The sequence below is a fragment of the Pseudomonas oryzihabitans genome (assembly GCF_007665395.1).
In the GTDB taxonomy this organism is placed as follows: domain Bacteria; phylum Pseudomonadota; class Gammaproteobacteria; order Pseudomonadales; family Pseudomonadaceae; genus Chryseomonas; species Chryseomonas psychrotolerans_C.
Map to the genome: position 1 here is coordinate 251459 of NZ_VDND01000001.1, position 22361 is coordinate 273819.

Annotated in this window: 21 protein-coding genes and 1 pseudogene; 16 read left to right on the forward strand and 6 right to left on the reverse strand. The window is 67.0% G+C overall.

Annotated features, from left to right (window positions below; genetic code table 11):
• Positions 1–182: 182 nt before the first annotated feature.
• The 10 genes and pseudogenes from FSV73_RS01140 to metC all read left to right on the forward strand — a co-directional run bounded on the left by FSV73_RS01140 (position 183) and on the right by metC (position 10883).
• Complete coding sequence (locus FSV73_RS01140) at positions 183–1040, forward strand: transporter substrate-binding domain-containing protein (protein ID WP_145002654.1); 858 nt, start codon at positions 183–185, stop codon at positions 1038–1040.
• A gap of 14 nt (positions 1041–1054) precedes the next feature.
• Positions 1055–1894 carry a transporter substrate-binding domain-containing protein gene (locus FSV73_RS01145; protein ID WP_145002657.1) on the forward strand — a complete coding sequence of 280 codons (840 nt, stop codon included), beginning with the start codon at positions 1055–1057 and terminating at the stop codon, positions 1892–1894.
• Complete coding sequence (locus tag FSV73_RS01150; RefSeq protein WP_145002660.1) at positions 1891–3309, forward strand: FAD-binding oxidoreductase; 1419 nt, start codon at positions 1891–1893, stop codon at positions 3307–3309. Before FSV73_RS01145 ends, FSV73_RS01150 begins: the two co-directional genes overlap by 4 nt.
• Positions 3306–4523, forward strand: a complete 1218-nt coding sequence (locus FSV73_RS01155) for an aminotransferase class I/II-fold pyridoxal phosphate-dependent enzyme (protein WP_145002663.1) — start codon at positions 3306–3308, stop codon at positions 4521–4523. Before FSV73_RS01150 ends, FSV73_RS01155 begins: the two co-directional genes overlap by 4 nt.
• On the forward strand, positions 4520–5257 hold the full coding sequence (locus FSV73_RS01160) for an amino acid ABC transporter permease (RefSeq protein WP_145002666.1): 738 nt from the start codon (positions 4520–4522) through the stop codon (positions 5255–5257). The genes FSV73_RS01155 and FSV73_RS01160 overlap by 4 nt, the downstream gene beginning before the upstream one ends.
• Entirely contained in the window at positions 5247–6041 is a 795-nt protein-coding gene (locus FSV73_RS01165) for an amino acid ABC transporter permease (RefSeq protein WP_145002669.1), read from the forward strand. Before FSV73_RS01160 ends, FSV73_RS01165 begins: the two co-directional genes overlap by 11 nt.
• Positions 6028–6852 carry an amino acid ABC transporter ATP-binding protein gene (locus FSV73_RS01170; RefSeq protein WP_145002672.1) on the forward strand — a complete coding sequence of 275 codons (825 nt, stop codon included), beginning with the start codon at positions 6028–6030 and terminating at the stop codon, positions 6850–6852. The genes FSV73_RS01165 and FSV73_RS01170 overlap by 14 nt, the downstream gene beginning before the upstream one ends.
• Before the next feature lie 18 nt (positions 6853–6870).
• On the forward strand, positions 6871–7473 hold the full coding sequence (locus FSV73_RS01175) for a cysteine dioxygenase family protein (protein ID WP_145002675.1): 603 nt from the start codon (positions 6871–6873) through the stop codon (positions 7471–7473).
• A complete protein-coding gene (locus FSV73_RS01180) occupies positions 7470–8117 on the forward strand; it encodes a glutathione S-transferase family protein (protein ID WP_145002678.1) in 648 nt (215 codons plus the stop codon). Before FSV73_RS01175 ends, FSV73_RS01180 begins: the two co-directional genes overlap by 4 nt.
• Positions 8118–8145: 28 nt before the next feature.
• Positions 8146–10883: pseudogene (gene metC / locus FSV73_RS25720) on the forward strand (cystathionine beta-lyase).
• Here metC and FSV73_RS01195 read toward each other — a convergent pair.
• Positions 10884–11696 (reverse strand): cyclase family protein, encoded by an 813-nt coding sequence (locus FSV73_RS01195; RefSeq protein WP_145002687.1) that lies wholly within the window; start codon positions 11694–11696, stop codon positions 10884–10886. It lies immediately after the preceding pseudogene.
• Positions 11697–11753: 57 nt separating this feature from the next.
• On the opposite strand from FSV73_RS01195, the gene FSV73_RS01200 reads away from it, so the two are divergent.
• A complete protein-coding gene (locus FSV73_RS01200) occupies positions 11754–12149 on the forward strand; it encodes a carboxymuconolactone decarboxylase family protein (protein ID WP_145002690.1) in 396 nt (131 codons plus the stop codon).
• Here the strand turns inward: FSV73_RS01200 and FSV73_RS01205 are convergent.
• The 5 genes from FSV73_RS01205 to FSV73_RS01225 all read right to left on the reverse strand — a co-directional run bounded on the left by FSV73_RS01205 (position 12146) and on the right by FSV73_RS01225 (position 17881).
• Positions 12146–12751 carry a LysE family translocator gene (locus FSV73_RS01205; RefSeq protein ID WP_145002694.1) on the reverse strand — a complete coding sequence of 202 codons (606 nt, stop codon included), beginning with the start codon at positions 12749–12751 and terminating at the stop codon, positions 12146–12148. The two genes, FSV73_RS01200 and FSV73_RS01205, sit on opposite strands and share 4 nt — an antisense overlap.
• A 133-nt stretch (positions 12752–12884) precedes the next feature.
• Positions 12885–15254, reverse strand: coding sequence for a hypothetical protein (locus FSV73_RS01210; RefSeq protein ID WP_145002697.1), 2370 nt, complete (start codon positions 15252–15254; stop codon positions 12885–12887).
• Between the two features lie 34 nt (positions 15255–15288).
• Positions 15289–16038 (reverse strand): ABC transporter permease, encoded by a 750-nt coding sequence (locus FSV73_RS01215; protein ID WP_145002700.1) that lies wholly within the window; start codon positions 16036–16038, stop codon positions 15289–15291.
• Between the two features lie 7 nt (positions 16039–16045).
• Positions 16046–17035, reverse strand: coding sequence for an ABC transporter substrate-binding protein (locus FSV73_RS01220; protein WP_145002703.1), 990 nt, complete (start codon positions 17033–17035; stop codon positions 16046–16048).
• 24 nt (positions 17036–17059) lie between these two features.
• A complete protein-coding gene (locus tag FSV73_RS01225; protein WP_145002707.1) occupies positions 17060–17881 on the reverse strand; it encodes an ABC transporter ATP-binding protein in 822 nt (273 codons plus the stop codon).
• A 130-nt stretch (positions 17882–18011) separates the two neighbouring features.
• On the opposite strand from FSV73_RS01225, the gene FSV73_RS01230 reads away from it, so the two are divergent.
• The 5 genes from FSV73_RS01230 to FSV73_RS01250 all read left to right on the forward strand — a co-directional run bounded on the left by FSV73_RS01230 (position 18012) and on the right by FSV73_RS01250 (position 22343).
• Positions 18012–18734, forward strand: coding sequence for a GntR family transcriptional regulator (locus FSV73_RS01230; protein WP_145002710.1), 723 nt, complete (start codon positions 18012–18014; stop codon positions 18732–18734).
• Between the two features lie 364 nt (positions 18735–19098).
• Positions 19099–19812, forward strand: a complete 714-nt coding sequence (locus FSV73_RS01235; RefSeq protein ID WP_260856005.1) for a GntR family transcriptional regulator — start codon at positions 19099–19101, stop codon at positions 19810–19812.
• Positions 19809–20567, forward strand: coding sequence for an ABC transporter ATP-binding protein (locus tag FSV73_RS01240; RefSeq protein ID WP_145002712.1), 759 nt, complete (start codon positions 19809–19811; stop codon positions 20565–20567). The genes FSV73_RS01235 and FSV73_RS01240 overlap by 4 nt, the downstream gene beginning before the upstream one ends.
• Position 20568: 1 nt before the next feature.
• A complete protein-coding gene (locus tag FSV73_RS01245; RefSeq protein ID WP_145002715.1) occupies positions 20569–21333 on the forward strand; it encodes an ABC transporter permease in 765 nt (254 codons plus the stop codon).
• Between the two features lie 26 nt (positions 21334–21359).
• On the forward strand, positions 21360–22343 hold the full coding sequence (locus tag FSV73_RS01250; protein ID WP_145002718.1) for an ABC transporter substrate-binding protein: 984 nt from the start codon (positions 21360–21362) through the stop codon (positions 22341–22343).
• Positions 22344–22361: the final 18 nt, after the last annotated feature.

The window sequence follows — 22361 nt, forward strand, 5'->3', positions numbered from 1 at the left end:
AGATCTTATGGATTTCGCTAGCGCGGATTTATCGATTCCAGATTTTACGCGGCTTTCAGCGGACTGCACCTGCGATTCGATAAGTACCGCATAAGAATATTCCTAATGATGATTTTCTCGTCGCCTGCCGCTTTCCCTAGCATCGCCGCCACTGAAAGTCGCTTGGACGCTAGGGGTAGGACATGCACAGCGCAGGGGAAAGGAAAGCAAAGCAGCGCGATGGGCGCTGCCTGGGCGCGGCCCTCTTGGGTACGCTCCTGGGGTTGGCCGGGTCTCTGGCCCATGCCGATGCGACCTGGGAGCGAATCCAGGATCGGCAGACACTGACGGTGGGGGTGCTGCTTTCGGGCGGTCCCTTCGGCTCGCTGGACCCGCAGACGCGGGAGCCACGTGGCTTCAACGTGGACCTGGCCAAAGAACTGGCCAGCCGCCTGGGCGTGAAGCCTGACCTGGTGGCGGTGCTGCCGGCCAACCGCGTGCAGTTCCTGCAGCAAGGGAAGGTGGACATCCTCATCGCCAACATGGAGTGGACGGAGCAGCGCGGTCAGCTGCTGGGCCATGTGCCCACGCCGTTCTACACCGTGGGCGGGACGGCGGCCCTGCCGCCAGGTAGTGCCATCCAGCGCTGGGAGGATCTCAAGGGGCAGCCGGTGTGCACCTCCCAGGGCAGCAGCTATGTCGCCCCGCTGGCGGCCTACGGCGCCGAGCTCAAGGCCTTCAAGAGCTCCAGCGAATCCCTCCTGGCGCTGCGTGGCGGCAACTGCGTGGCAGCGGTGCATGACGCCACCCTGATCAACCCGTTGCTCGCCAGCAATTCCGAATGGCAGGGCTACCGCGCCCTGCAGCCGGAGCTGAATCCCGCGCCGTCGGTCATCTGGACCCGTCCCGGCGAGGGCGATACCCAGGCCAAGCTGGATGCCATCGTGCGTGATTGGCACCGCTCCGGCTGGCTGATCCAGACCGAGGCGCGCAACGCCATCACTCCCGCCTCCAAGACCCTGGTCGAGTTGCACGACCAGGCCTTGGCCGGCACCCGCTGACCCGAGACCTGACCATGCGCCCATTTTCGCTCCGACTTCTTGCACTGGCCCTGGCCGGCCTGGCTACTACCTCCCTGGCAAGGGCCGACGCCACCCTCGACCGCATTCATGACCGGCAGCAGGTAACCGTTGGGGTCATCCTCAGCGGCCCGCCGTTCGGCACCATCGATCCGGTAACCCGGGAGCCCCAGGGCTATAACGTCGAGCTGGCCAAGGGCATCGCCGAGCGGCTGGGGGTGAAGCTGGAAACCGTCTCGGTACTCGCCCCCAATCGGGTGCAGTTCCTCCAGCAGGGCAAGGTCGACCTGCTGGTGGCCAACATGCAATTCACCGAGGAGCGCGCCCAGATCCTGGATTTCGTACCCACCCCCTATGAGGAAGTGGGCGGCGCGGCCTTGATTCGCAAGGGCGCCGGTGTCACCCGCTGGGAAGACCTCAAGGACCAGCCGGTCTGCGTCTCCCAGGGCAGCAACTTCATCAAGCCCCTGACCGAAACCTACGGCGCGCAGATCAAGGCGTTCCGCAGCCAGTCCGAATCGCTGCTGGCATTACGCGGTGGCAGTTGCGTAGCGGCGGTGCATGTCAGCCCGACCATGCACACCCTGCTCGGCGATGCCGAGTGGTCCGCCTACGAGATTCCTTTGCCGACCGATCTGATCCCGTCTCCATCGGTGATCTGGGTGCGCAAGGGAGAACACGACATCCAGGCCAGGCTGGACGCCATCGTGCGTGACTGGCACCGCAGCGGCTGGCTGATCGCCCTGGGCGAACGCACCGGCATGCACCCCTCGGCGGCGCTGCGCCAATTGCACGAGCAGCACAAGAACGATGCCCCCCTGGTGGCCCAGCCATGAGCGCCTTGCTCGATGCCTTGCGCGCACGGGTAGGGGAACGCTATGCGACCCTGCCCCCGGCCGACAGCGCGGAACTGAGCGATCGGCATCGCCGCTACCACGGCCGGGTCCAGGCGCTGGTGCGGCCGGCCGATACCGCCGAGGTCGCCGCGGTGGTAAAGCTGTGCGCCGAGCAGCGGGTGCCGGTGGTGGTGCAGGGTGGAAACACCGGCCTGATGGGCGCGGCGACGCCGGATGAGAGTGGCCAGGCGGTGCTGCTGCGCCTGGACCGGCTCGACCGCATCCGCGCCATCGATACCGACAACGACACCCTCACCGTGGAGGCCGGCTGTGTCCTGCAGCGGGTGCAGCAGGCCGCCCAGGCGGTGGACCGGCTGTTTCCCCTGAGCCTGGGGTCCGAGGGCAGCTGCACCCTGGGCGGCAATCTCGCCACCAATGCCGGGGGCAATGCGGTGCTGCGCTACGGCAATACCCGCGAACTGACCCTGGGCCTCGAGGTGGTCACCGCCGAAGGCGAGATCTGGCACGGCCTGCGCGGTCTGCGCAAGGACAACACCGGCTACGACCTGCGCGACCTCTACATCGGCAGCGAAGGCACCCTGGGCATCATCACGGCGGCCACGCTCAAGCTGTTTCCCCTGCCGCGCACCCGGCTCACCGCGCTGGTGTCCTTCGCCGCGCTGTCCCAGGCGGTGGCCTTCCTGTCCCTGGCGCGCCAGGGGCTGGACGCGGGCTTGACCGCCTTCGAACTGCTCTCGGCCGATTGCCTCACCCTGCTGCACGAGCAATTTCCCGAGGGCCCCAATCCCTTTCCCGAGCGGCGCGAACCCTGGTACGCGCTCCTCGAATTTTCCTCCAGCGCCACCCAGGGCGACGCCCAGGCGCGCCTCGAGGCGGTACTGGGCGACGGCCTGGAGCGCGGGCTGCTCAACGACGCGCTGCTGGCCGGCAGTCTGGCGCAGAGCCAGGCGCTGTGGCTGATGCGCGAAAACCTCAGCGACGCCCAGGCCCGCGCCGGGCGCAACATGAAGCATGACATCTCGCTGCCGATCTCGCAGATCGACGCTTTCGTCGAACGCACCGGCGCGCTGCTGCAGGCGCGTTTCCCGGGGGTACGCCACTACACCTTCGGCCACCTGGGCGACGGCAACCTGCACTACAACGTGGCCCATCCGCTGGACCAGAGCGTCGCGGCGCACATGGCCCACTACGCGGCGGTCAGCGAGATCGTGCATGACAGCGCCCATGCCCTGGGTGGCTCGATCAGTGCCGAGCACGGCATCGGCCAGCGCAAGCGCGATGTGTTGCCACGTTACAAGAGCCCCGTCGAGCTGGAGCTGATGCGCCGTATCAAGCAGGCGCTCGATCCGCACAACCTGCTCAATCCCGGAAAAGTCCTGGTGATCCCCTCATGAGTCTGCGCCTGTCGACCCGCGTGCAGCGGGTCTCGCTGTCGGCCAATGCCGCGGCCAAGCTGAAAACCACCGAATTGCGCGAGCGCGGCGTCGATGTGCTCGACCTCACCACGGGCGAGCCGGACTTCGACACCCCCGACCACATCAAGGCCGCCGCCCGTGCCGCCATCGACCGCGGCGACACCGGCTATACGCCCACCGCCGGCGTCCCGGCGCTGCGCGAGGCAGTACGCGAGAAGCTGGCCCGGGAAAACGGCCTGGACTATCCCCTGGCCGGGATCGTCATCGCCAACGGTGCCAAGCAGGTGATCTTCAATGCCTTCGCCGCCACCCTGGAGCCCGATGACGAGGTCCTGGTGCCGGTTCCCTATTGGCCGACCTTTCCCGACAGCGTCCGCTTCAATGGCGGCGAGCCGGTGTTCCTGCCCTGTCCGCTGGAGCAGGGTTATCGCCTGACGCCGGCGCAGCTGGAAGCGGCCATCACCCCGCGCACCCGTTGGCTGATCCTCAATACGCCGGGCAATCCCAGCGGCGCGGTCTATCGCCCCGCGGAACTCGAGACCCTGGCAGCGGTGCTGCGGCGCCATCCGCAGGTCTGGGTGCTGCTCGACGAACTCTACGAGCACATCCAGTTCGCCGAGGAGCGCGCACCGGGCCTGCTGCAGGTCGCGCCGGACCTGCAGGCCCGCAGCCTGCTGGTGGGCGGCGTCTCCAAGACATATGCCATGACCGGCTGGCGCATCGGCTTCGGCGCGGCGCCGGCGGCACTGGCCCAGGCCATGGTGGTGGTGCAGTCCCAGGCCGCTTCGGGTGCCTGCTCGATCAGCCAGGCGGCCGCCCTGGCGGCCTACCGCGGCGGACTGGACTTCCTCGCGCCCCAGGTCGCCGCCTATCGCCAGCGGCGCGACCTGCTGCTGGCGGCCCTGGCCCCTGTGGCCGGCCTCGAATTCCTCGTCCCGGAAGGCGGCTTCTTCGTCTTCCTGCGCTGCGCGGGACTGCTCGGCAAGCGTCGCCCCGACGGTGCGCTGCTCGCCAGCGAGGCGGACGTCCTGGCCTACTTCCTGGAGCAGGGCGTATCCGGCGTGGCTGGCAGTGCCTACGGCCTGTCGCCCTACCTGCGGCTGTCCATCGCCACCGCGACCGACAGCGTCGTCCTGGCCGGTGAACGGATCGCCGCGGCCTGCGCGCAACTCACCGAGGGCGCAGCGCCATGAGCCAGCCGCTGGAGGCCATCGTCGGCGCCGTCGCCCACCTCGGCCTGGACTATCGCTTTCTCGCCAGCGCCTACGAACGCGATGCCTTCCTCGACGGCGCCCTGACCACCGTGACGATCTGCCTGCTGACCATCGTCGGCAGCCTGGCGGTGGGGGTGCTGCTCGCCGCCGCGCTCACCTCCGGGCGCGCCTGGCTGGTTCGTCCGGCCAGGGTGTTCGTCGAGATCACCCGCAACACCCCGACGCTGGTGCAGCTGTATTGCGCCTTCCTGGTCCTCAACATGCTCATCGTCCGCGGCCTGGACGGCGCCAGCAGTCCCATCGGCCCCTTCGCCTGGGTGGTGATCGTGCTCTCGCTGCACAAGGGCGTCTTCCATGCCGAAGCCCTGCGCGCGGGCATCGAGGCGGTGCCGTCGGTGACGCTGGAGGCGGCGACGTCGCTGGGTTTCAACCGGCGGCAGCTGCTCCTCGAGGTCCAGTTGCCGCTGGCGACCCGCTTCGCCCTGCCATCGCTGGTGAACAACCTGATCGACCTGGTGAAGTCCTCGGCGGTGGCCTCGGCCATCGCCGTCAACGACATCACCTACGCGTCGATCATGATCTGGACCCAGCGCGACAACGTGCTGGAGCTGATGGTGTTGCTGCTGGCCTTCTTCGGCCTGCTCAGTTTCGTGGTGAATCTGCTGGGGCGCCTGCTGGAAGCGCGCCTGAGGATGCCGGGTTATGGCCACTGAACTGATCGCGTCGCTCGCTCCACGACGGGTCTGGCCGTTGCGTCGACCGGCCCTGTGGCTGCTGCCGCTGCTGGTGTTGGGCTGGCTGGCGCTGGGCGCGCCGTCGCGCAGCCTGGTCGAGCCGCTATGGCGCTGGTCACCGGCCCTGGGCGCGGGGTTTGCCCTGAACATCCTCATCAGCCTGCTGGCGATCGGACTCGGCACCCTGGCGGGCCTGCTGGTGGGCGTGCTCAACCTGTCCGGCACGCGCCTCCTGCGCTGGCCCGCGCGGCTGTGGATCCAGGTGTTCCGCAACGCGCCCTGGCTGGTCCTGCTGTATTTCACCACCTATGTGTTTCCCTTCGAGCTGCACCTGGCCGGCCATTACCTGCCGTTCCCGGACTGGCTCAAGGTGGTGGTCGGCCTGGCCCTGCCGGCCAGCGCCAACGTGGCGGAAATCCTGCGTGGGGCGATCAATTCCATCCCGGCGACCCAGTGGGAGGCCGCGCGTTCCCTGGCGTTCACCCGGGGGCAGATCTTTCGCTCGATCATCCTGCCGCAGTGCTGCACACGCATGCTGCCGCCGTGGATGAACCTCTACGCCATCATCACCATGGGCACCGCGCTGGCGTCGCTGGTGGGCGTGCACGATCTGCTCGATACCGCCCAGATCGCCAGCAACACCGTCAACCAGGTGGGTTTCACCGTGGCGATCTACTTCGGCGTCATGGCGCTGTTCTTCGCCTATTGCTATCCCATCTCGCGTTTCACCCAGTATCTGGAGCGTCGCTATGCCTGCCACTGAAGGACCCCTGGTCAGCCTCAAGGACGTCACGCTCGCCTTCGGCGCGACCCAGGTGCTGCGCGGCATCGACCTGGAGGTCGCGCGGGGCCAGGCGGTGTCCATCATCGGTCCGTCCGGCTCGGGCAAGTCGACCATCCTCCGCTGCATCACCGGGCTGCTCAAGCCGCAAGCCGGGGAGATCCGCGTCGGTGACACCGAGGTACACCGCCTGAAGGGCGACGCTGCGCACCTGGAACTACGCAAGCGGGTCGGCTTCGTCTTCCAGCAGTACAACCTCTTTCCCCATCTGTCGGTGCTGGACAACCTGATGATCGCCCCGCGCAAGGTGCTCGGCCGCGAAGCCGGCAGCGCCCGTGAGGAGGCCTTGGCGTTACTGGCCAAGGTACGTCTGGCGGACAAGGCCGAAGCCTTTCCCGGCCAGCTCTCCGGCGGCCAGCAGCAGCGGGTGGCCATCGCCCGCGCTCTGGCGATGCGTCCGGAATTGATCCTGTTCGACGAGGTGACCTCGGCGCTCGATCCGGAAACCGTCGGCGAGGTGCTGGCGGTGATCCGCCAGCTCACCGAAGAGGGCATGACCTGTGTGCTGGTCACCCACGAGATGAGCTTCGCCGAGGAGATCAGCGATCAGGTGTACTTCACCGAGCACGGGGTGATCGTCGAGCACGGCGAGCCATGGCAGCTGTTCAACGCGCCGCGCCACGAGCGCACCCAGGCCTTCCTGCGCCACGGCGCGGGCCGCGCGGCCGCCCAGGCGCGCCGCAACCCCGATCCCTTCATCGTCAACATCAGCCCGCGCAGCCTGTCGGTCTGAGTCACCCGAGGACACCCCATGAGCTATGCCGAACACCATCGCCTGGTCGAAGACTTCCTGGAGGAGGTCCGTGAACTCCAGGCCCAGGGTATCGACCGGGAACGCCTGAAAACCATCGCCGCCCGCCTGGCGCAGCTGGCCGAGCGGCGCGATCTCTTCGACCTGGCGCACTTCCCGGTGCCCGGACCGGACGCCGGCAAGACCGCCCATCGCTACCGCTTCAACGACCACGGTGACGAGGCGCCGACGCTCTACCTGAACGCGCTCCTGCCGGGCAAGCAGACCGTGCCGCACAACCACGAGACCTGGGCGATCATCGTTGCCGTCCAAGGCCAGGAATTCAATCGCGTCTACCGCCGCCGTGACGACGGCCGCGACCCGGCCTTCGCTGACCTGGCGCTGGACCGCGAGGTCGCCGTGGAGCCGGGGACCAGCATCGAATTCCTCGGTGACGACATCCACGACATCCGTACCGAAGGCAGCCAGCCGACCCTGCATTTCCACCTCTACGGGCGCCCCCTGGAGGCCCTGGACGGGCGCTTCGGCGTGAGCCCGGAAGGGCGGGTGCAGAACTACAACAGGTCGCAGATGGAACCCTCGGTGGCGGTCCCACGGGCATGATCGACGTGCATTTCTGGCCGACCGCCAACGGCCTCAAGATCGCCATCCTGCTCGAAGAGCTGAAGCTGCCCCATCGGCTGGTGCCGGTCAACATCCGCGCGGGCGAGCAGCATGCCGCCGACTTCCAGGCGATCAGCGCCAATGGGCGGATTCCGGCCATCGTCGATCACCAGCCGGCCACCGGCGAGGGCCCCCTGGCGCTGTTCGAGTCGGGTGCCATCCTGAGCTACCTGGCCGCCAAGGCCGGACGCTTCCAGGGCGCCGGCGATCCATGGCAGGTCCAGCAATGGCTGTTCTGGCAGGTCGGCCACGTGACGCCCTATCTGAGCCAGTTGCAGGTCTTGCGTGAAAAGGCGCCGGAGCCGCAGGTGTTCGCCCAGCAGTTGCTGCAACGCGAGGCCGAGCGGCTGTACGGCATGCTCGAACGGCGGCTGGCCAGTGCCGAGTATGTCGCCGGTGGCTATTCCATCGCCGACATGGCGATCTTTCCCTGGATCCAGCCACGGCGCCAGGGACTCAGGCTCACCGACTTTCCCCAGCTCGCCGCCTGGCGCGAACGCCTCAAGGCGCGTCCGGCCATCCAGCGAGCCTATGCGCGCGGCCGCGCGCTCGCGCCCAGCGAAGCGTCGCTGAACCTCGAATGACCTCCCTCCAGCCACTCACGGGCCGCCCATGAACGCTCTGGTTTCACCCCATACCCTGCAGACCTGGTTGCACGATGGCGCCGAGATCGCGCTGTTCGACGTGCGCGAGCACGGCCACTATGGCGCCGATCATCTCTTCTACGGGGTCTCCTTGCCCTACAGCCGCCTGGAGCTCGACGTCGGCCGGCTGGCGCCCAATTCCAACGTCCGGTTGGTGATCTACGACGGAAGCGGCGACGACGTCGCGCCGCGGGCTCTGGAACGGCTGCGCGCCCTGGGCTATCGCCAGGTCTGGCGCCTGGCGGGCGGACTCCAGGGGTGGCGGGAGGCCGGTTTCGAGGTGTTCGCCGGTGTCAATGTGCCCTCCAAGACCTTCGGCGAACTGGTCGAGCTGCAGTGCCATACCCCGCACCTGACGGCACACGAACTGCACGAACGCCAGGCGCGGGGTGAGCCCTTGCTGCTGCTCGACGGGCGACCGTTCGAAGAATTCCGCAAGATGACCATTCCCGGGTCGCGCTGCTGCCCGAACGGCGAGCTGGCCTATCGGCTGGGCGAGCTGGTGGCGGACGAGAGCACTCCCATCGTCATCAACTGCGCCGGCCGGACCCGCAGCATCATCGGCGCCCAGACGTTGATCAATCTCGGGGTGAAGAACCCGGTGTATGCGCTGGAGAACGGCACCCAGGGCTGGTTCCTCGCCGATCTCGACCTGGAGCATGGCGCCACGCGCCGCCATGCCACGGGGCCGGCCGGCGATGCCCAGCCACTGGCCGGTAGCGCGCGGCAGCTGGCCGAGCGGGCCGGCGTACGCTGGGTAGACGCCGCCCAGGTACGTCGCTGGGCGGCGGAGCCGGACCGTAGCCTGTTCCTCTGCGATGTCCGGACCCCGGAAGAATTCGCCGCGGGCAGTCTGCCGGGCGCGCAGCACGCACCAGGGGGCCAACTGGTGCAGGCGACCGATCAGTACGTGGGCGTGCGCGGCGCGCGGCTGGTGCTGGTCGACGCCGATGACGTCCGCGCGGCGACCACCGCCAGCTGGCTGCGCCAGCTCGGTCATGAGGCCTATGTGTTGAGCCAGGGTATCCATGGCGACCTGGCGCTCGCTCCGCCGCAGGCGCCGGTCACGCCACCCGTGGCGATCGTGGACAGCGCGGCGCTGGCGGCCCTGGGTGCCACCGTTGCCCTGGTCGATCTGCGGTCCAGCGCCGCCTTTCTTGCCAGCCGGCTGACCGGCGCGCGCTGGTCCATTCGCCCGCGCCTCGCGGCCGACCTGGCCGAGGAGGAACGGCCGCTGGTGCTGATCGCCAGCGATCCCACGGTGGCCGCGCTGGCCTTGGGCGAATTGCCGCCCGCCCAGGCCGCCAGGGCACAGGTGCTGCTGGACGGTCCCGACGCCTGGAACGCCGCGGGCCTGGCCGTGAGCCAGGGCGGCGCGCCGTTGAGCGATGCCGAGCGCTGCGACTTCCTGTTCTTCACCCATGGCCGCCACGATGGCGACAAGGCCGCCTCGCGCCAGTACCTGGCCTGGGAACTGGGCTTGCTCGACCAGCTCGGCGCCGAGGAACGCGCCGGCTTCCGGCCCTTGCTGGCGGAGGGGAGGGCATGAAGGATCTGCAATCCCGACTGGTGCATGGCGCTCGTCCTCAGCGAGCGAGCGGTGGCTACGCGGTCAATCCGCCGGTGGAGCGCCTGAGCACCGTGCTCTTCGACAGCCTGGATGCCCTCGAGGACGCCCGTCGGCGCCGCGATCAGGAGCGCCTGCTCAGCTACGGCGCCCGGGGCAATCCAACCGCCTTCGCCCTGGAAGACCTGGTGACCGAGCTGGAGGGCGGCTATCGCACCAAGCTCTATCCCACCGGCCTTGCCGCCGCGGCGCAGATGCTGCTGGCCTATCTACGCCCCGGCGACCACCTGCTGGTCACCGACGCCGTCTATGGGCCGATCCGCCGCGTCGCGGCCGAGCTGCTGGAGCCCCTGGGCATCCAGGTGGAATTCTTTCCCGCTACCGCCCATGACCTCGACGGGCGCTGGCGTCCCAACACCCGGATGGTCTACACCGAGGTGCCGGGGTCGGGCCTGTACGAACTGTGCGATCTGCCGGCCCTGGCGCAGGCCTGCCAGGCGCGTGACGTGCTGTTGGCGGTGGACAACACCTGGGGCTCCGGCTACCTCTACCGGCCACTGGCGCTGGGCGCCGACATCTCGGTGATGGCGCTGACCAAGTATGTCGGCGGCCATAGCGATGCCATGCTCGGCAGCGTCTGTACCCGGGAGTCCGCCTGGGCGCCGCTGTCGCGGGCGAGCGATACCCTGGGCAATACCGTCAGCCCTGACGATGCCTGGCTGGTCTTGCGCGGCGCCCGTACCCTGGGGGTGCGACTCGCCGAACACCAGCGCCAGGCCACCGCCGTGGCGCTCTGGCTGCAAGGCCGGCCGGAGGTGGCACGGGTGTTCTATCCCGCCTTGCCGGAGCATCCCGACCATGAGCTGTGGCAGCGCGATTTCCACGGCTGCAATGGCCTGCTGTCCTTCGAGCTGCGCGATGCCGATCCCCAGCGCTTCCGGGCCTTCGTCGACGGGCTGCGGCTGTTCGGGTTGGGCGCCTCCTGGGGTGGTTTCGAAAGCCTGGTGATGCCGGTGACCTTCAGCGAGCGACCGGCACCCTGGGGCATCGTGGGGCCGGTGATCCGCCTGCATATCGGGCTCGAAGACGCCAGCACCCTGATCGAGGACCTGGCAGCCGCCTGGCGCGCCAGTGCCTAGCTAGTCGGGCAGGATGGCGAACGCCCGCGCTGGAAAGCCCGTGCCCCGCGCGATCCTGGGAAAGGTCACGGAGATCAGGGCGCCGGCCTCGGGGACCTGGTCCAGGTTGGCCAGCAGCTCGATCTGGTAGTGATCGCGCCCGAGGATGTAGGACTCCAGCGAATAGTCGTCGCGGCTGGTGGCAACGCCCGGATCGGTATCCGTGGTCTCGTGCCCGGAGGCGGTGACCTTGCGCGTTTCGTAGAGGTAGGCGAGGACCTCGCGACTCCAGCCCGGGTAGTGGGCCACCCCCTGGGCATCGAGATTCTGGATCCGCTGCTGGTCTGGCCAGCGCTGGGACCAGTCGGTTCGCAGGGCGACGAAGGCGCCTGCGGGAATCGGTCCGTGGCGCTTTTCCCAGGCCTGGACGTCGGCGAGCGTCACCTGGTAGTCCGGATTGCCGGCCACCTGGCGATGGACGTCGAGTACCACCAGCGGCAGTAACTGCACCTTGACCTCGATCTGGTCCAGGGTGCGCTTGCCGGTATGGAAGTGCGCGGGCGGATCGACATGGGTCCCCCATTGACCGACATGGGTGTATTGATCCACGGCGAAGCCGTCCTTCTCGATGCTGTAGAGGCGCTTGCGCTCGGCGGGCTGGAAGCCTTTCCAGTGCGGAACGTTCTCATCATACGGGTGCGTGAGGTCGACCCAGCGCTTGGTCTTGAGTTGTGCATAGGTGTCCCAGAGGCCCGGTTGGGCGGCCTGGACCGGCGCAAGGCCGGCGCACGAGAGGGCGATGCAGAGGGCAGTGGCGAGGCGAGTGGCTGGCATCTAGGCTGGTTCCTTGTCCGGCGATGAGGTGTCGTCGAAAACTAGGAGGCAAACGCCATGACGTCCAAGCACTTGATCGAATATGCACAGGCTTCGGCGGACGTTCGTGCGGTGTACGACGACATCAAGCGGGTGCGCCAGGTCGAGGACGTGAACAATTTCTGGAAGTGCCTGGCGGCCCACCCGCCGACCCTCAGGCGGACCTGGGAGAGTCTCAAGGAGGTGATGCAACCCGGGGCACTGGACCCGCTCACCAAGGAGCTGATCTACATGGCGGTCAGCGTGACCAACAACTGCCCCTACTGCATCGCCTCGCACCTGGCCGCCGCGCGCCGGGCGGGGATGACGGACGCCATGTTCGGCGAGCTGCAGGCGGTGGTGGGCATGGCCAACGAGACCAATCGCCTGGCCACGGGGTATCGCGTGCCCCTGGATGCGGCCTTGCAGGACTAGTGAGGTAGCAGCACCAGGCCCAGCGCCACCAGCAGGTAGATGATGGCCGAGAGGCGATTGAGCTGGGTTTCCTTGGCGAAGGCGGCGCGGGCGCGATGTGCGAGGAGCATGTAGCCGCCGTAGATCGACAGCGAGATGGCCACTGCCGTCAGGGTCAGCAGCAGGGCCTGGGGGGCGTAGGGCCGTTGCGGGTCGATAAAGGCAGGATAGGTCAGTAGGCTGGCCAGCCAACCCTTGGGATTGCTCAGGGAAATCAGCAGGGCATCCAGGAACAGGCGTCTGGCAGCTGGCGGTGCGGCCTGGGATGCGCCTGGATCGGCGGAGCTGCGCAACGCGCGCACGGCGAGATAGACCAGATAGAGCGCTCCCGCCCAGCGCAGGTACAGCAGGCTGTCCCGGTGCTGCTGGATCAGCAGCCCCAGGCCGGCCAGCACCGCGCCAGCGTGCAGCGCCGTGGCCAGGGCGAAACCGAGCGCGCCGGGCAGGGCGGTGCCGCGACCATGGCGCAACACCAGGGCGACGGCGAAGGCGACATTGGGCCCTGGCAAAGCGACCGCGGCCGTGAAGGCGAGGGCGAAGAGACCCAGCAGGTTCAGCTCCACGCTGTGCTCTCCAGGAAAGCGGCAGTGCCCGGCACGGCGATCATCGGCGGCAATCCCTAAATAGTGTCGAGGCGACAGAGTAATGCCGTTCGGTGGCTACCGACACCCGTTGCCGGGTGTCTGGCAGTGCCCACTACAGGGTAACGAACAGTGCCGAGGTCCAGACGCGGGATTGATCGCGCTGACGGCCCACCAGGAACAGCGGGTGTTCGCGGCCCGCTGCCAGCTCCAGATCGGCCAGGGCCAGACTGCCGCTCAGCTCGCGCGGCAGCGACTGGTCGGTGACACGCTCCAGGGCCACCTGCAGCTCGGCGCCGGCCAGGGACTCCACCACTTCGCCCCGGGCCAGCAACTCGGCGCCTTCGATGCGGCGGTCAAGGCGAGGCGCCTGCACGTGGGGCTGGGGCGTGAGGGGATCGCCCACCTTGATATAGCCATTGATACGGACGGCCAACTCGAAACGCACGCCCTCCAGGTGCGACAGGTCGATCTCCAGGCTGTCGGTGTCGCCGTTGGTGTCGGTGCGGAAGGCCAGGGTAGTAGCATCCTGGCGCCAGACGCACTGCTCGGGGTGATCGGCACCCAGCAGGCGGAAGCCCTGGAGCGTCGCCCCGAGGATACGCAACTCGCCGCTCCAGTAGGCGCCGCGGTAGCGATCCTTAATCCGCGCACCGCCCAGGCGCAGGCGAATACGGGCGGGGGCCAGGCCCAGCTCCCGGTGTAGGTTGCGCGACCACAGCCGCGCCTCGCCCCGATAGAGTTCCAGGCTCTCCCAGCCGGCATCGCCCAGCAGGCGATAGTCCAGGCGATCTGCCGCGGTCGCGCGCACCACGTCGCCCATCAGCTGATCACCCAGTCGCAATTCGGCATGGCTGCGCTCGCCGGTGGTGGCGAAGGTATGCCGGGCGCGCAAGGCGCGGCCGACCCCGGCGCGGTCGAAGGACTCGGCAAGGACTCCGGTGAGACCACCCCGGGAGCCGAAGACCGCCGTCGCCGGCACACCGCCCCCGCAACGCCCCTGGTGCTCGTCACTGTTGGCGGCGGCGCCGACCCGATAGCCCCTTTGCAGCGCCTCGGCATAGACCCAGTGGAACTGGCCCCAGGCCGAGCCCACTTCCACCAGGCGTTCCAGTTCCGGGTGATGCCAGTCGAGATTGCAGCGGCGGCCACCGACGTGGGGCATCATCAGGTGACCCTCAGGGTCCTTGGCATAGGCGGCATAGAGCTCGTCCACCGGCCAGGCGCCGGGCTTGAGGGTGCCGGCGGTGAATTCGTTCCACTCGAAGGAGCGCACCAGGCGGCCCTGGGCGTCGAAGGGGAACTCGGGCTTGCCGTCATGCAGGAAGATCACGTTGCGGTCACCGCCGGCGCAGGAGTTGCCGCACCATTCGGTACCGGGATAGCAGACGAAACGACCGGGCTCGTTGAGTTCGCCGATCAGCGCTACGGCCGCGTCCCAGCGCGCCTCGGTGATGTTGAAGTCGTTGGCGGTGTAGCCGAGCACGTCCAGGCCGGCCACGTCGCGGCCGTAGCTCAGGTTGTAGAGGGTGTCGTTGGTGCCCACGGTATCGTCCGAATGCACGTGCAGATCGGCGTAAAGTGGCCGCAGACCGGTGACGGCGGCCTCAACGTCGAGGTAAGCCTGGGCGCTGGCCACACCCGCGTGCCTCGTTTCCGCAGTGATCGACCACTCGCCGGGAGCGTCCAGGGTCACGGCGGGTAGGCGCACCACCGCCCAGCCCTGTTCGGCCAGGGTGAGGGGCAGGGTGCGGCGCTGGTCCTGAGGTCCGCTGAGCGTGAGCAGGCCGTTCAAGGGCAGTTGCCGGCAGGTGTTGCCCCAGGCGTCGTCGGCGCGGATCAGGATATCGAAGGGCTGCGTCCGCCCGACCAGCCGCGGCGCGATGGCCTGCAGGCGCACGGGTGGCCCGGGGACGATGTCCAGCAGCAGGTCGCCAGGTACCTCGGCGAACTTGGAGCTGCCCAGCGGATCGATGAACAGCCGCAGGCGGAAGTCCTTTTCGACGAAGCTCTGCACCCGGGTCCCAGCGCCACCCTGGCGGCGGTCGCCAAGGCGGATGACGATGCGATCGCCGGGGTTCAGGTAGCCGTCGACGATATCGATCAGGATGGCCTTCTGGAAGGGCCGCTCATGGCCCTTCTGGTCGAAGCGAACCTGCAGGTGCTGAACGGTAGCGGGACTCTGGCCCGGCACTAGTTCGCCCGCCTGGTATTCGGCACTGACGTAGTTGGGGCCGCTCGGGTCGGAGGTCTGGAACAACGCCCAGTCCGAATAGAACTTGAAGGCCAGCTTGAGCCAGGCACCATCGGCCAGGCCGCTCGCGCCCACCTCGTAGACGAAGGTCAACTCGTCCCATTGTCCGGCTACCAGCGTCTGGCGATCGCACTGGATACTGCCGAGGAAGGGCCGCGCCTTGTTACGCGCATAGAGGCCCTGCGGTGCTATGTAGTCGCCGGCGTCCCGGGGATCGAAGGTCTGGGTCACTGAGGTTACCTCGGAAGGGAAAAGGAAAGGGACGTCAGGCCGCTCGCCAGGCCTGGTAGTGACGCTCGAGCCGCCGGAACACCAGGCTTTCCATCAGCCAGGCCAGCAGGCCGATGAGGGTGATGCCCAGCAGCACCTGGCTGGCGTTGCCGATCTGGCCGCCCATGGAGACCATCCAGCCGATGCCCTGGGACGCGCCGATCATTTCCGCCGCCACCAAGGCCCGCCAGCCCTGGCTGAAGCCGATGCGCAGTGCCGCGGTGAGAAAGGGCAGGGAGGCGGGGAGATAGACGTAACCCAGTAGTTGCCAGCGGCTGGCGCCCAGGGTGCGAGCGGCGCGCACCTCGCCGTCGCGGATGCCCAGCACCCCCTCCTGGATGGTCACCGCCATGGGAAAGACCGCGGCGATGAAGATCACCAGGACGATGGAGAAGAAACCCAGACCGAAGACGATGAGGATCAGCGGCGCCCAGGCGATGGGTGGTATGGCCATGAACAGGCTGTTGAGCGGTGCGACGAAATCGCGGAAATGCCGCGACAGGCCGGCCGTCGTTCCCAGCAGGACGGCTACCAGCACCGCCGCGCCGAAGCCGGCCAATTCCTCCAGGACGCTCGCCTTGAATTGCAGCCAGAGCGAGCCGTCCTGCAGCCAGCGCCAGGCTTCGGCCGCCACCATCCAGGGCGGCGGCAGCACATAGCTGGGAAAGCGGCTGGCCAGGGCGATCCAGACCAGGAGCAGGCAGGGCAGCGAAGCCCAGCCCCAATGTGGGCGTGGCAGAGTCATGGCGGCGTCACTGGCTGGCACGTTGCAGATAGGCGGTGTCCACCAGGTCGGCGAGCGGCACCTGGGTGTCCATGAATTTGAGCGCACGCGAGTAGTCCATCAGCCGCTGGATGAACGCCAGGTCCGCGGGTGCCAGGTCCGCCGACCAGCCCAGCCGGTGACGGGCTTCGGCGACGATGGCCACCCCGTCCGCCGTGCTGCCATCGGCGCGCTGTACGGGTTCGAGCTTGAAGGCGTCGGCGATGATGCGGTTGGCTTCAGCGGGATGTTCGTTGAGGAAGGCGATGGCGCGGCGGTGGGCGCGCAACAGCTTGACCACGTCGTCGGGGCGGTCGCGCAGGGTTTCCGGTAGGCCGATCACCACGTACCAGGGGTACTGCGGCAACGCCTGGTTGACGTCCAGCAGCAGTCGCGCCGAACCGCGCAGGAGCGCCTGGCTGACGAAGGGTTCCCAGGAGAAGGCGGCATCAACGATCCCGCGGTCCAGCGCGGCGTTCATGTTGCCCGGCGGCAGGTCGACGATGGTCAAGTCACGATCCGGATCGAGCCCGGCGTGCTCCTTGAGCACATAACCGCGCAGCAGCACGTCCATGCCACTGCCCTTCTTGACCCCGGCGAGCGTGTGGCCTTTCAACCCGGCCAGGTCCTGGAGGCCGCTCTGGGCTCCGGCCAGCACGGCGGCCTGGCCGTAGTTCACCTTGGCCAGGATCACGCTCTTCAGGCCCCGGGCGTACCACTGGTAGACCGGCGGGGTACCGACGTAGGCCACGTCCAGTTCATGGGCGGCCAGCGCCTGCTGGATGACCGGCCCGTCGCCCAGCGGCTTGACCTCCACCGCTAGGCCTTCTTCCTTGAAATAGCCCAGGCGCTCGGCGATCAGCACGGGCGCGTTGGCCATGGCGAAGACGTAGCCGATCCTCAGGGGTTCGGCAGCTTGGGCACTGCCCAGCAGCGTGGTGCAGGCCAGGGCGAGGGGCAGGAGCAGCTTCTTGATAATGGCAGTGTGGACTCGGCGAGGTATTCAGGGGGAGGGCACAGGCAGCGACGAAGTCTTCGCCATCACGGTGGCGATGCGTTCCGTCAGCTCGTTGCGGTAGTCGAAGAAGGCGGGCAGGCGGCGAGTCTCGAGATTGCGACGTGGCCGAGGCAGGTCGATGCGCACTTCGCTGTGGAGGCCGCGGGGCGCCACGTCCAGCAAGACGACACGGTCGGCGAGAAACACGGCCTCGTCGATGTCATGGGTGATGAACAGCACGGTCTGGCCCAGGCGGGACCACAGCCGCAGGGTTTCCTCGTTGAGGCTGGCGCGGCTGATGGCATCGAGCGCTGCGAAGGGCTCGTCCATCAGCAGTACCTTGGGTTCCAGCACCAGGGCGCGCGCCAGGGCGACCCGCTGCTGCATGCCCCCGGACAACTGGCGCGGCAGGCGATGGGCGACCTGCTCCAATCCGACCAGACGCAAATACTCCAGGGCTCGTTCCCGCTGGGCGGCGGCAGATAGCTGCGCGGCCAGCCGCAGGCCGAAGCGGACGTTCTCCAGGGCGCTCAGCCAGGGAAAGAGTTGCGGGCTCTGGAACACGTAGCCAAGTTCAGGCAGCTCAGGGCGCGCGGGGGCGCCATTGATCAGCACCTCGCCCGCCTGGGGCTGCTGGAAGCCGGACAGGAGATTGAGCAGGGTGGTCTTGCCGCACCCTGAAGGCCCAAGCAGGACCACGAATTCTCCAGGCTGCGCCGCCAGGTCGAGCCCTTGGAACACCGGCTGACCGTTGGCATAGGCGAATTCCACCGCGGCCACACTCAGGGCGGGTGGATAGCAAGCGGCGGTGGCGGGAATGGACGTCATGGCAACCTGACCCAACTGCTTTACAATGGATGGTTGCAATAATACGTATTAATACAAGTTGGCCTAAGAACCCTTCCTTCTAACCTTAGAGGCAAAGGGCCAGTGCTCAGCGTTGGATAGGATGACCTGCGTGACCCTGCAACGAGACAGCTCCACCGCGCTCTACGAGCAAATCTGTAATCAGCTGCTCGACGAAATCCGCCAGGGCGCCTTTGGCCCCAGTGGTCGGCTGCCTTCGGAAGCCGCGCTGGTGCAGCGCTTCGCCGTGAGTCGGGTCACTATCCGCCTGGCCCTGGGCCGGCTCGAGGCGGAAGGGGTAGTGGAACGCAAGCAAGGCAAGGGCACCTTCGTCGCCGCCCGCCAGGTACGCCATGAACTGAATGCCTTGCGCAGCTTTCACGAGGCCTTGTTGCTGCAGGGCTTGAATCCCAGCATGCGCCTGCTCGGTCAGCGGCGGATCATGGTGCCTGACTCGTTGTGCGACCTTTTCAGCGGCACCTGCCTGGCCGTGCAGCGAGTGCATCTGGTCGACGACGAACCCATCGCCTATGCCAGCAGCCACCTGGTGGACGAACTCGGTGACGTGGACTGGGAGGCCCTCGGCCAGGTGCCGTTGTACTCGCTACTCGAACGACTCACCGGCCAGCCGGTGGCCCGCGCCGACCTGGCGATCCGCGCCCAGTCCGCTGACCGAATGCTCGCCGAGTGCCTCGAGGTCAAGCGCGGGACGGCGCTGTTGGTGCTCGAACGCACCTCGCGCTTCGCCGACGGCCGCTGTTGCGACCTGACCACTTTCTACATCCGGCCGGAACGCTATGCCTTTGTCTTGAGCGGGGTGTTCAAGGCGGGCTGAGGTGGTCCTGTTCGGCATGCGATGGCACCAAATTGACGTCTTAGGAACGGCTTCTGCATAGCGCCGTACTAGCTGATCCTGAGCTTCGATACGAATCCATTGCCGGTGAGGGACATACCGGCCACAGCCTGTTTCATTCAGGTCGCTGTGCGACTTCCCGTGTTACCCACGATGAATTTTTTCGTCGCGCAGCGCGATCGCGATCCCTTCCGTGTGAGCGGCTCACGATAGACGCCATACCTCGATCCTTAGCCAGAAGCGTTATTTCTACCGCTGGTTTAGCTCACGTAGCCTGGTGCGCCTCAGTGATCGCCACAGACATCTGCTGTGAGCTGCTCACAATCAACGTGGATGCACATCGCTCGTGACTTCTCGCTCAACCAACACTGCAGACAGTCAAGCCGAGGCCGCCTATCGGCGCATTCGGCGCGACATCCTCTCGTGCCTGCTGATGCCCGGCGTTTTGATCACCGAGCCCGGCTTGATGGAGCGCTACGGGATTGGCAAAAGCAGCTGCCGGATCGCGTTGACCCGGTTGAGCCACGAACACCTGGTGCTGTCCCGGCCACGCAAGGGTTATCAGGTAGCGCCAGTCACGGTGAAAGACGTCGAGGAAGTATTCGCCTTACGGGTGCAGTTGGAGCCGATGGCCGCGCGGCTAGCCGTTGGGCGAGTGGACATCGTGCGTTTGAGGGTGCTGGAGGCTGCTTGCCGAGTGCGCTATGCCGTCCCCCTGCACGATCAGATCGACGTCTTCATGGATGCCAACAAGGCTTTCCACCTGGAGATCGCTCGTGCCACCGGTAACGAGCGCCTGTTGCGAACCCTGTCCGGCCTGATGGATGAGATGAGCCGACTGGTCGCCCTGGGTTTCAACGTCCAGGGCACCAAGCCGGAGATCAAGCATGATCACAACGCCATGATCGCGGCATTCGAGGAAGGCGACGGCAAGCGTGCCGAGTTGATCGCCCGGCGGCACATCGAGACCTTTCAAAGCATGACCATGGAGAAGGTCTACGCCAGCCTAAGCGAGGCGGGAGCCTCGTTACCGCTGTTGGCGGCGAGGTTCGCCCGATGACGGCCGCCGTTACCATCGAACAGCCGGTGCCAGCGGTGGCATTGAGCGGCATCGATAAGCACTTCGAGCAGCTGCAGGTGCTGCACGATGTTTCCTTCAGCGTTGATCAGGGTGAGATCGTCGCGCTACTCGGCATGTCCGGTTGTGGCAAAAGCACCCTGCTCAATATCGTCTCCGGTCTGCTGTGCGCCGATGGTGGCGACCTGCGGCTGTTCGGCGCGCCGGCCGCCAGCTTCACCGCCTGGGAGCAGGTGGCCTACATGTTCCAGGAAGATCGCCTACTACCCTGGCGAAGCGTACAAGCCAACGTTGGGTTTGGTCTGGAGGGCCGACTGGACAAGGCCGAGCGGGCGCGGCGGGTGGCCGAAGCGCTGGATCTGGTAGGACTCACCGAGTTCGCCAAGGCCTGGCCGCATCAGTTGTCCGGCGGCATGCGCAGCCGCGCTGCGCTGGCCCGGAGCCTGGTCGGACAGCCACGGCTGCTGCTCATGGACGAACCCTTCTCCAAGCTCGATCCACAAACGCGCACCCAGATGCACGAGGAGCTGCTACGGCTGCAGGTGTTGGCCGGCATGACCATCCTCTTCGTGACTCACGACGTGGAGGAGGCGGTGGTGCTGGCCGACCGCGTCGTGGTGCTGGAGCCGCGGCCGGGCCGGATCAAGGCGCTGCAGCGCCTGCTGCTGCCGAAGCCACGCGTACCTACCGATCCAGCGGTGAGCGAGCAAATTCGCCGCCTGCGGTTGGAACTCTGAGATGAAGGTTGCCCGCCGTGTTGCCCGTCTTGTCCTACAGCGCCTGGCCCTCGTCGCGGTGGTCGGGATGCTGTGGTGGTATGCCGCTAGCCAGCTGCCGTCCTTTGTCCTGCCGGGACCGGAGCGGGTTGCCGGTGCGCTGGTCGACCTGCTGCAGAAGGATAGTTTCCTGCATGACCTGGGTGCCACGCTCAGTCGAGTGCTTAGTGGTTTTGTGCTGGCCACCCTGGTAGGGACGCCCCTAGGCCTGGCGCTGGGAGGCAACCGGGCCCTGGCGCGCTTCTTCGAGCCTGTGCTGGCGGTGTTTAACACGGTCTCGTCGGCGATCTGGGCGATCTTCGCCATCATCTGGTTCGGCATCTCCGATGCCACCACGGTATTCGTGGTGTTCATGACCGCCATGCCCTTGATTCTCACCAACGTATGGCAGGGCGCCCAGACCGTGGAGCAGCAATACGTGGAGCTGGCGCGCTCTTTTCGGCAGTCACGCCTGCAGATTCTGCTGAAGATTTCGCTGCCCAGTATCCTGCCGCATTTTTTCGCCGGTGCCCGGCTGGCCTTTGGCTTTGGATGGCGGGTTTCTCTGGTGGCCGAGACGCTCGGTGCTTCAGACGGGATTGGTTACCGCCTACGTCAGGCAGCGGACTTGGTGCAGAGCGACCAGGTATTCGCCTGGACGGTGCTGCTGGTGGCACTGATGTTGGCGCTCGAAGGCGGAGTGCTCAAGCCTCTGGAACGCTGGCTGTTTCGTTGGAAAGCCCTTTGACCCTCTCATTCGCAAGGAGCATACGCATGCGCAAATTTCTAGCCGCCGCCGCGCTGACCATCGCTGCGATCTTGCCGCCGCTGGTGCAGGCGGCCGACCAGATCCGAATCGGCTATTGGACCAGCGGTGTGAGCCTGGGCTACGGCGCCGTGCTCGAAGCCAAGGATTTCCTAACTCGGCGCGGCATCGAGGCGCAATTCGTCCATTTTCCCGACGTCAACGCCCCGCTAAGGGCGTTGGCGGCTGGGTCCATCGACCTGGCTTTCGGCGCGCCGCTCGCCGGCGTATTTTCTACGGCGGCGGAGGGGGTACCGATCCGGATCTTCGCCGCCACCCAACCGGCTGACGTGCAGTTCGTGGTGCCGGCCGATTCACCCGTGCGGTCGCTGGACCAGCTCAAGGGCAAAAAGATTGGCATGTCGCCCGCTGGCTCCTCGGTGGCAGCCATTGCCAGTGCCGTGCTGTCAGGCAACCACGGCATCGGTAGTGCCGATTTCGCGCTGGTAGGTGGCAACGAATCACGGCTGGCGCAGTTCCTTGCGCAAGATCAAGTGGACGGCGCCGCGCTCCGTTCGGTGACCATCGCCCAGCTCGACGGCGAACTCAAGTTACGGCGACTCACCAGCTTCGCTGAGGAGTGGCAGGCGCTCACCCAGTCCACCACGGTGCCCTACATCGGCGTAGGGGCCGCCAGCGCCAAGCTGGTGGACGCCAATCCCGATGCCGTGGCCCGGGTCATCGCTGCCTTGCGCGACACCCTGGCCTGGGGCAAGGCGCATCCGGACGAGGTCGTCGAGATCCTCAAGCAAAGCGCGAACCTGCCGGAAAAGGATGCCCGCATCTATGTCGGCCAATGGGAGGCGATGAACCGCGTCGCCTTCGAGCCAGCCGATCTCGAAACCCTGAGGCGCCAGCATGCCGTCTTCGTCGACGGTGGCCTGATCAAAGGCGAACTGCAGGACGCGCTGTTCGCCACTGAGCCCTATACCCGTGCCAAGCACATCCATTGATAGCGGAGACCCACTACC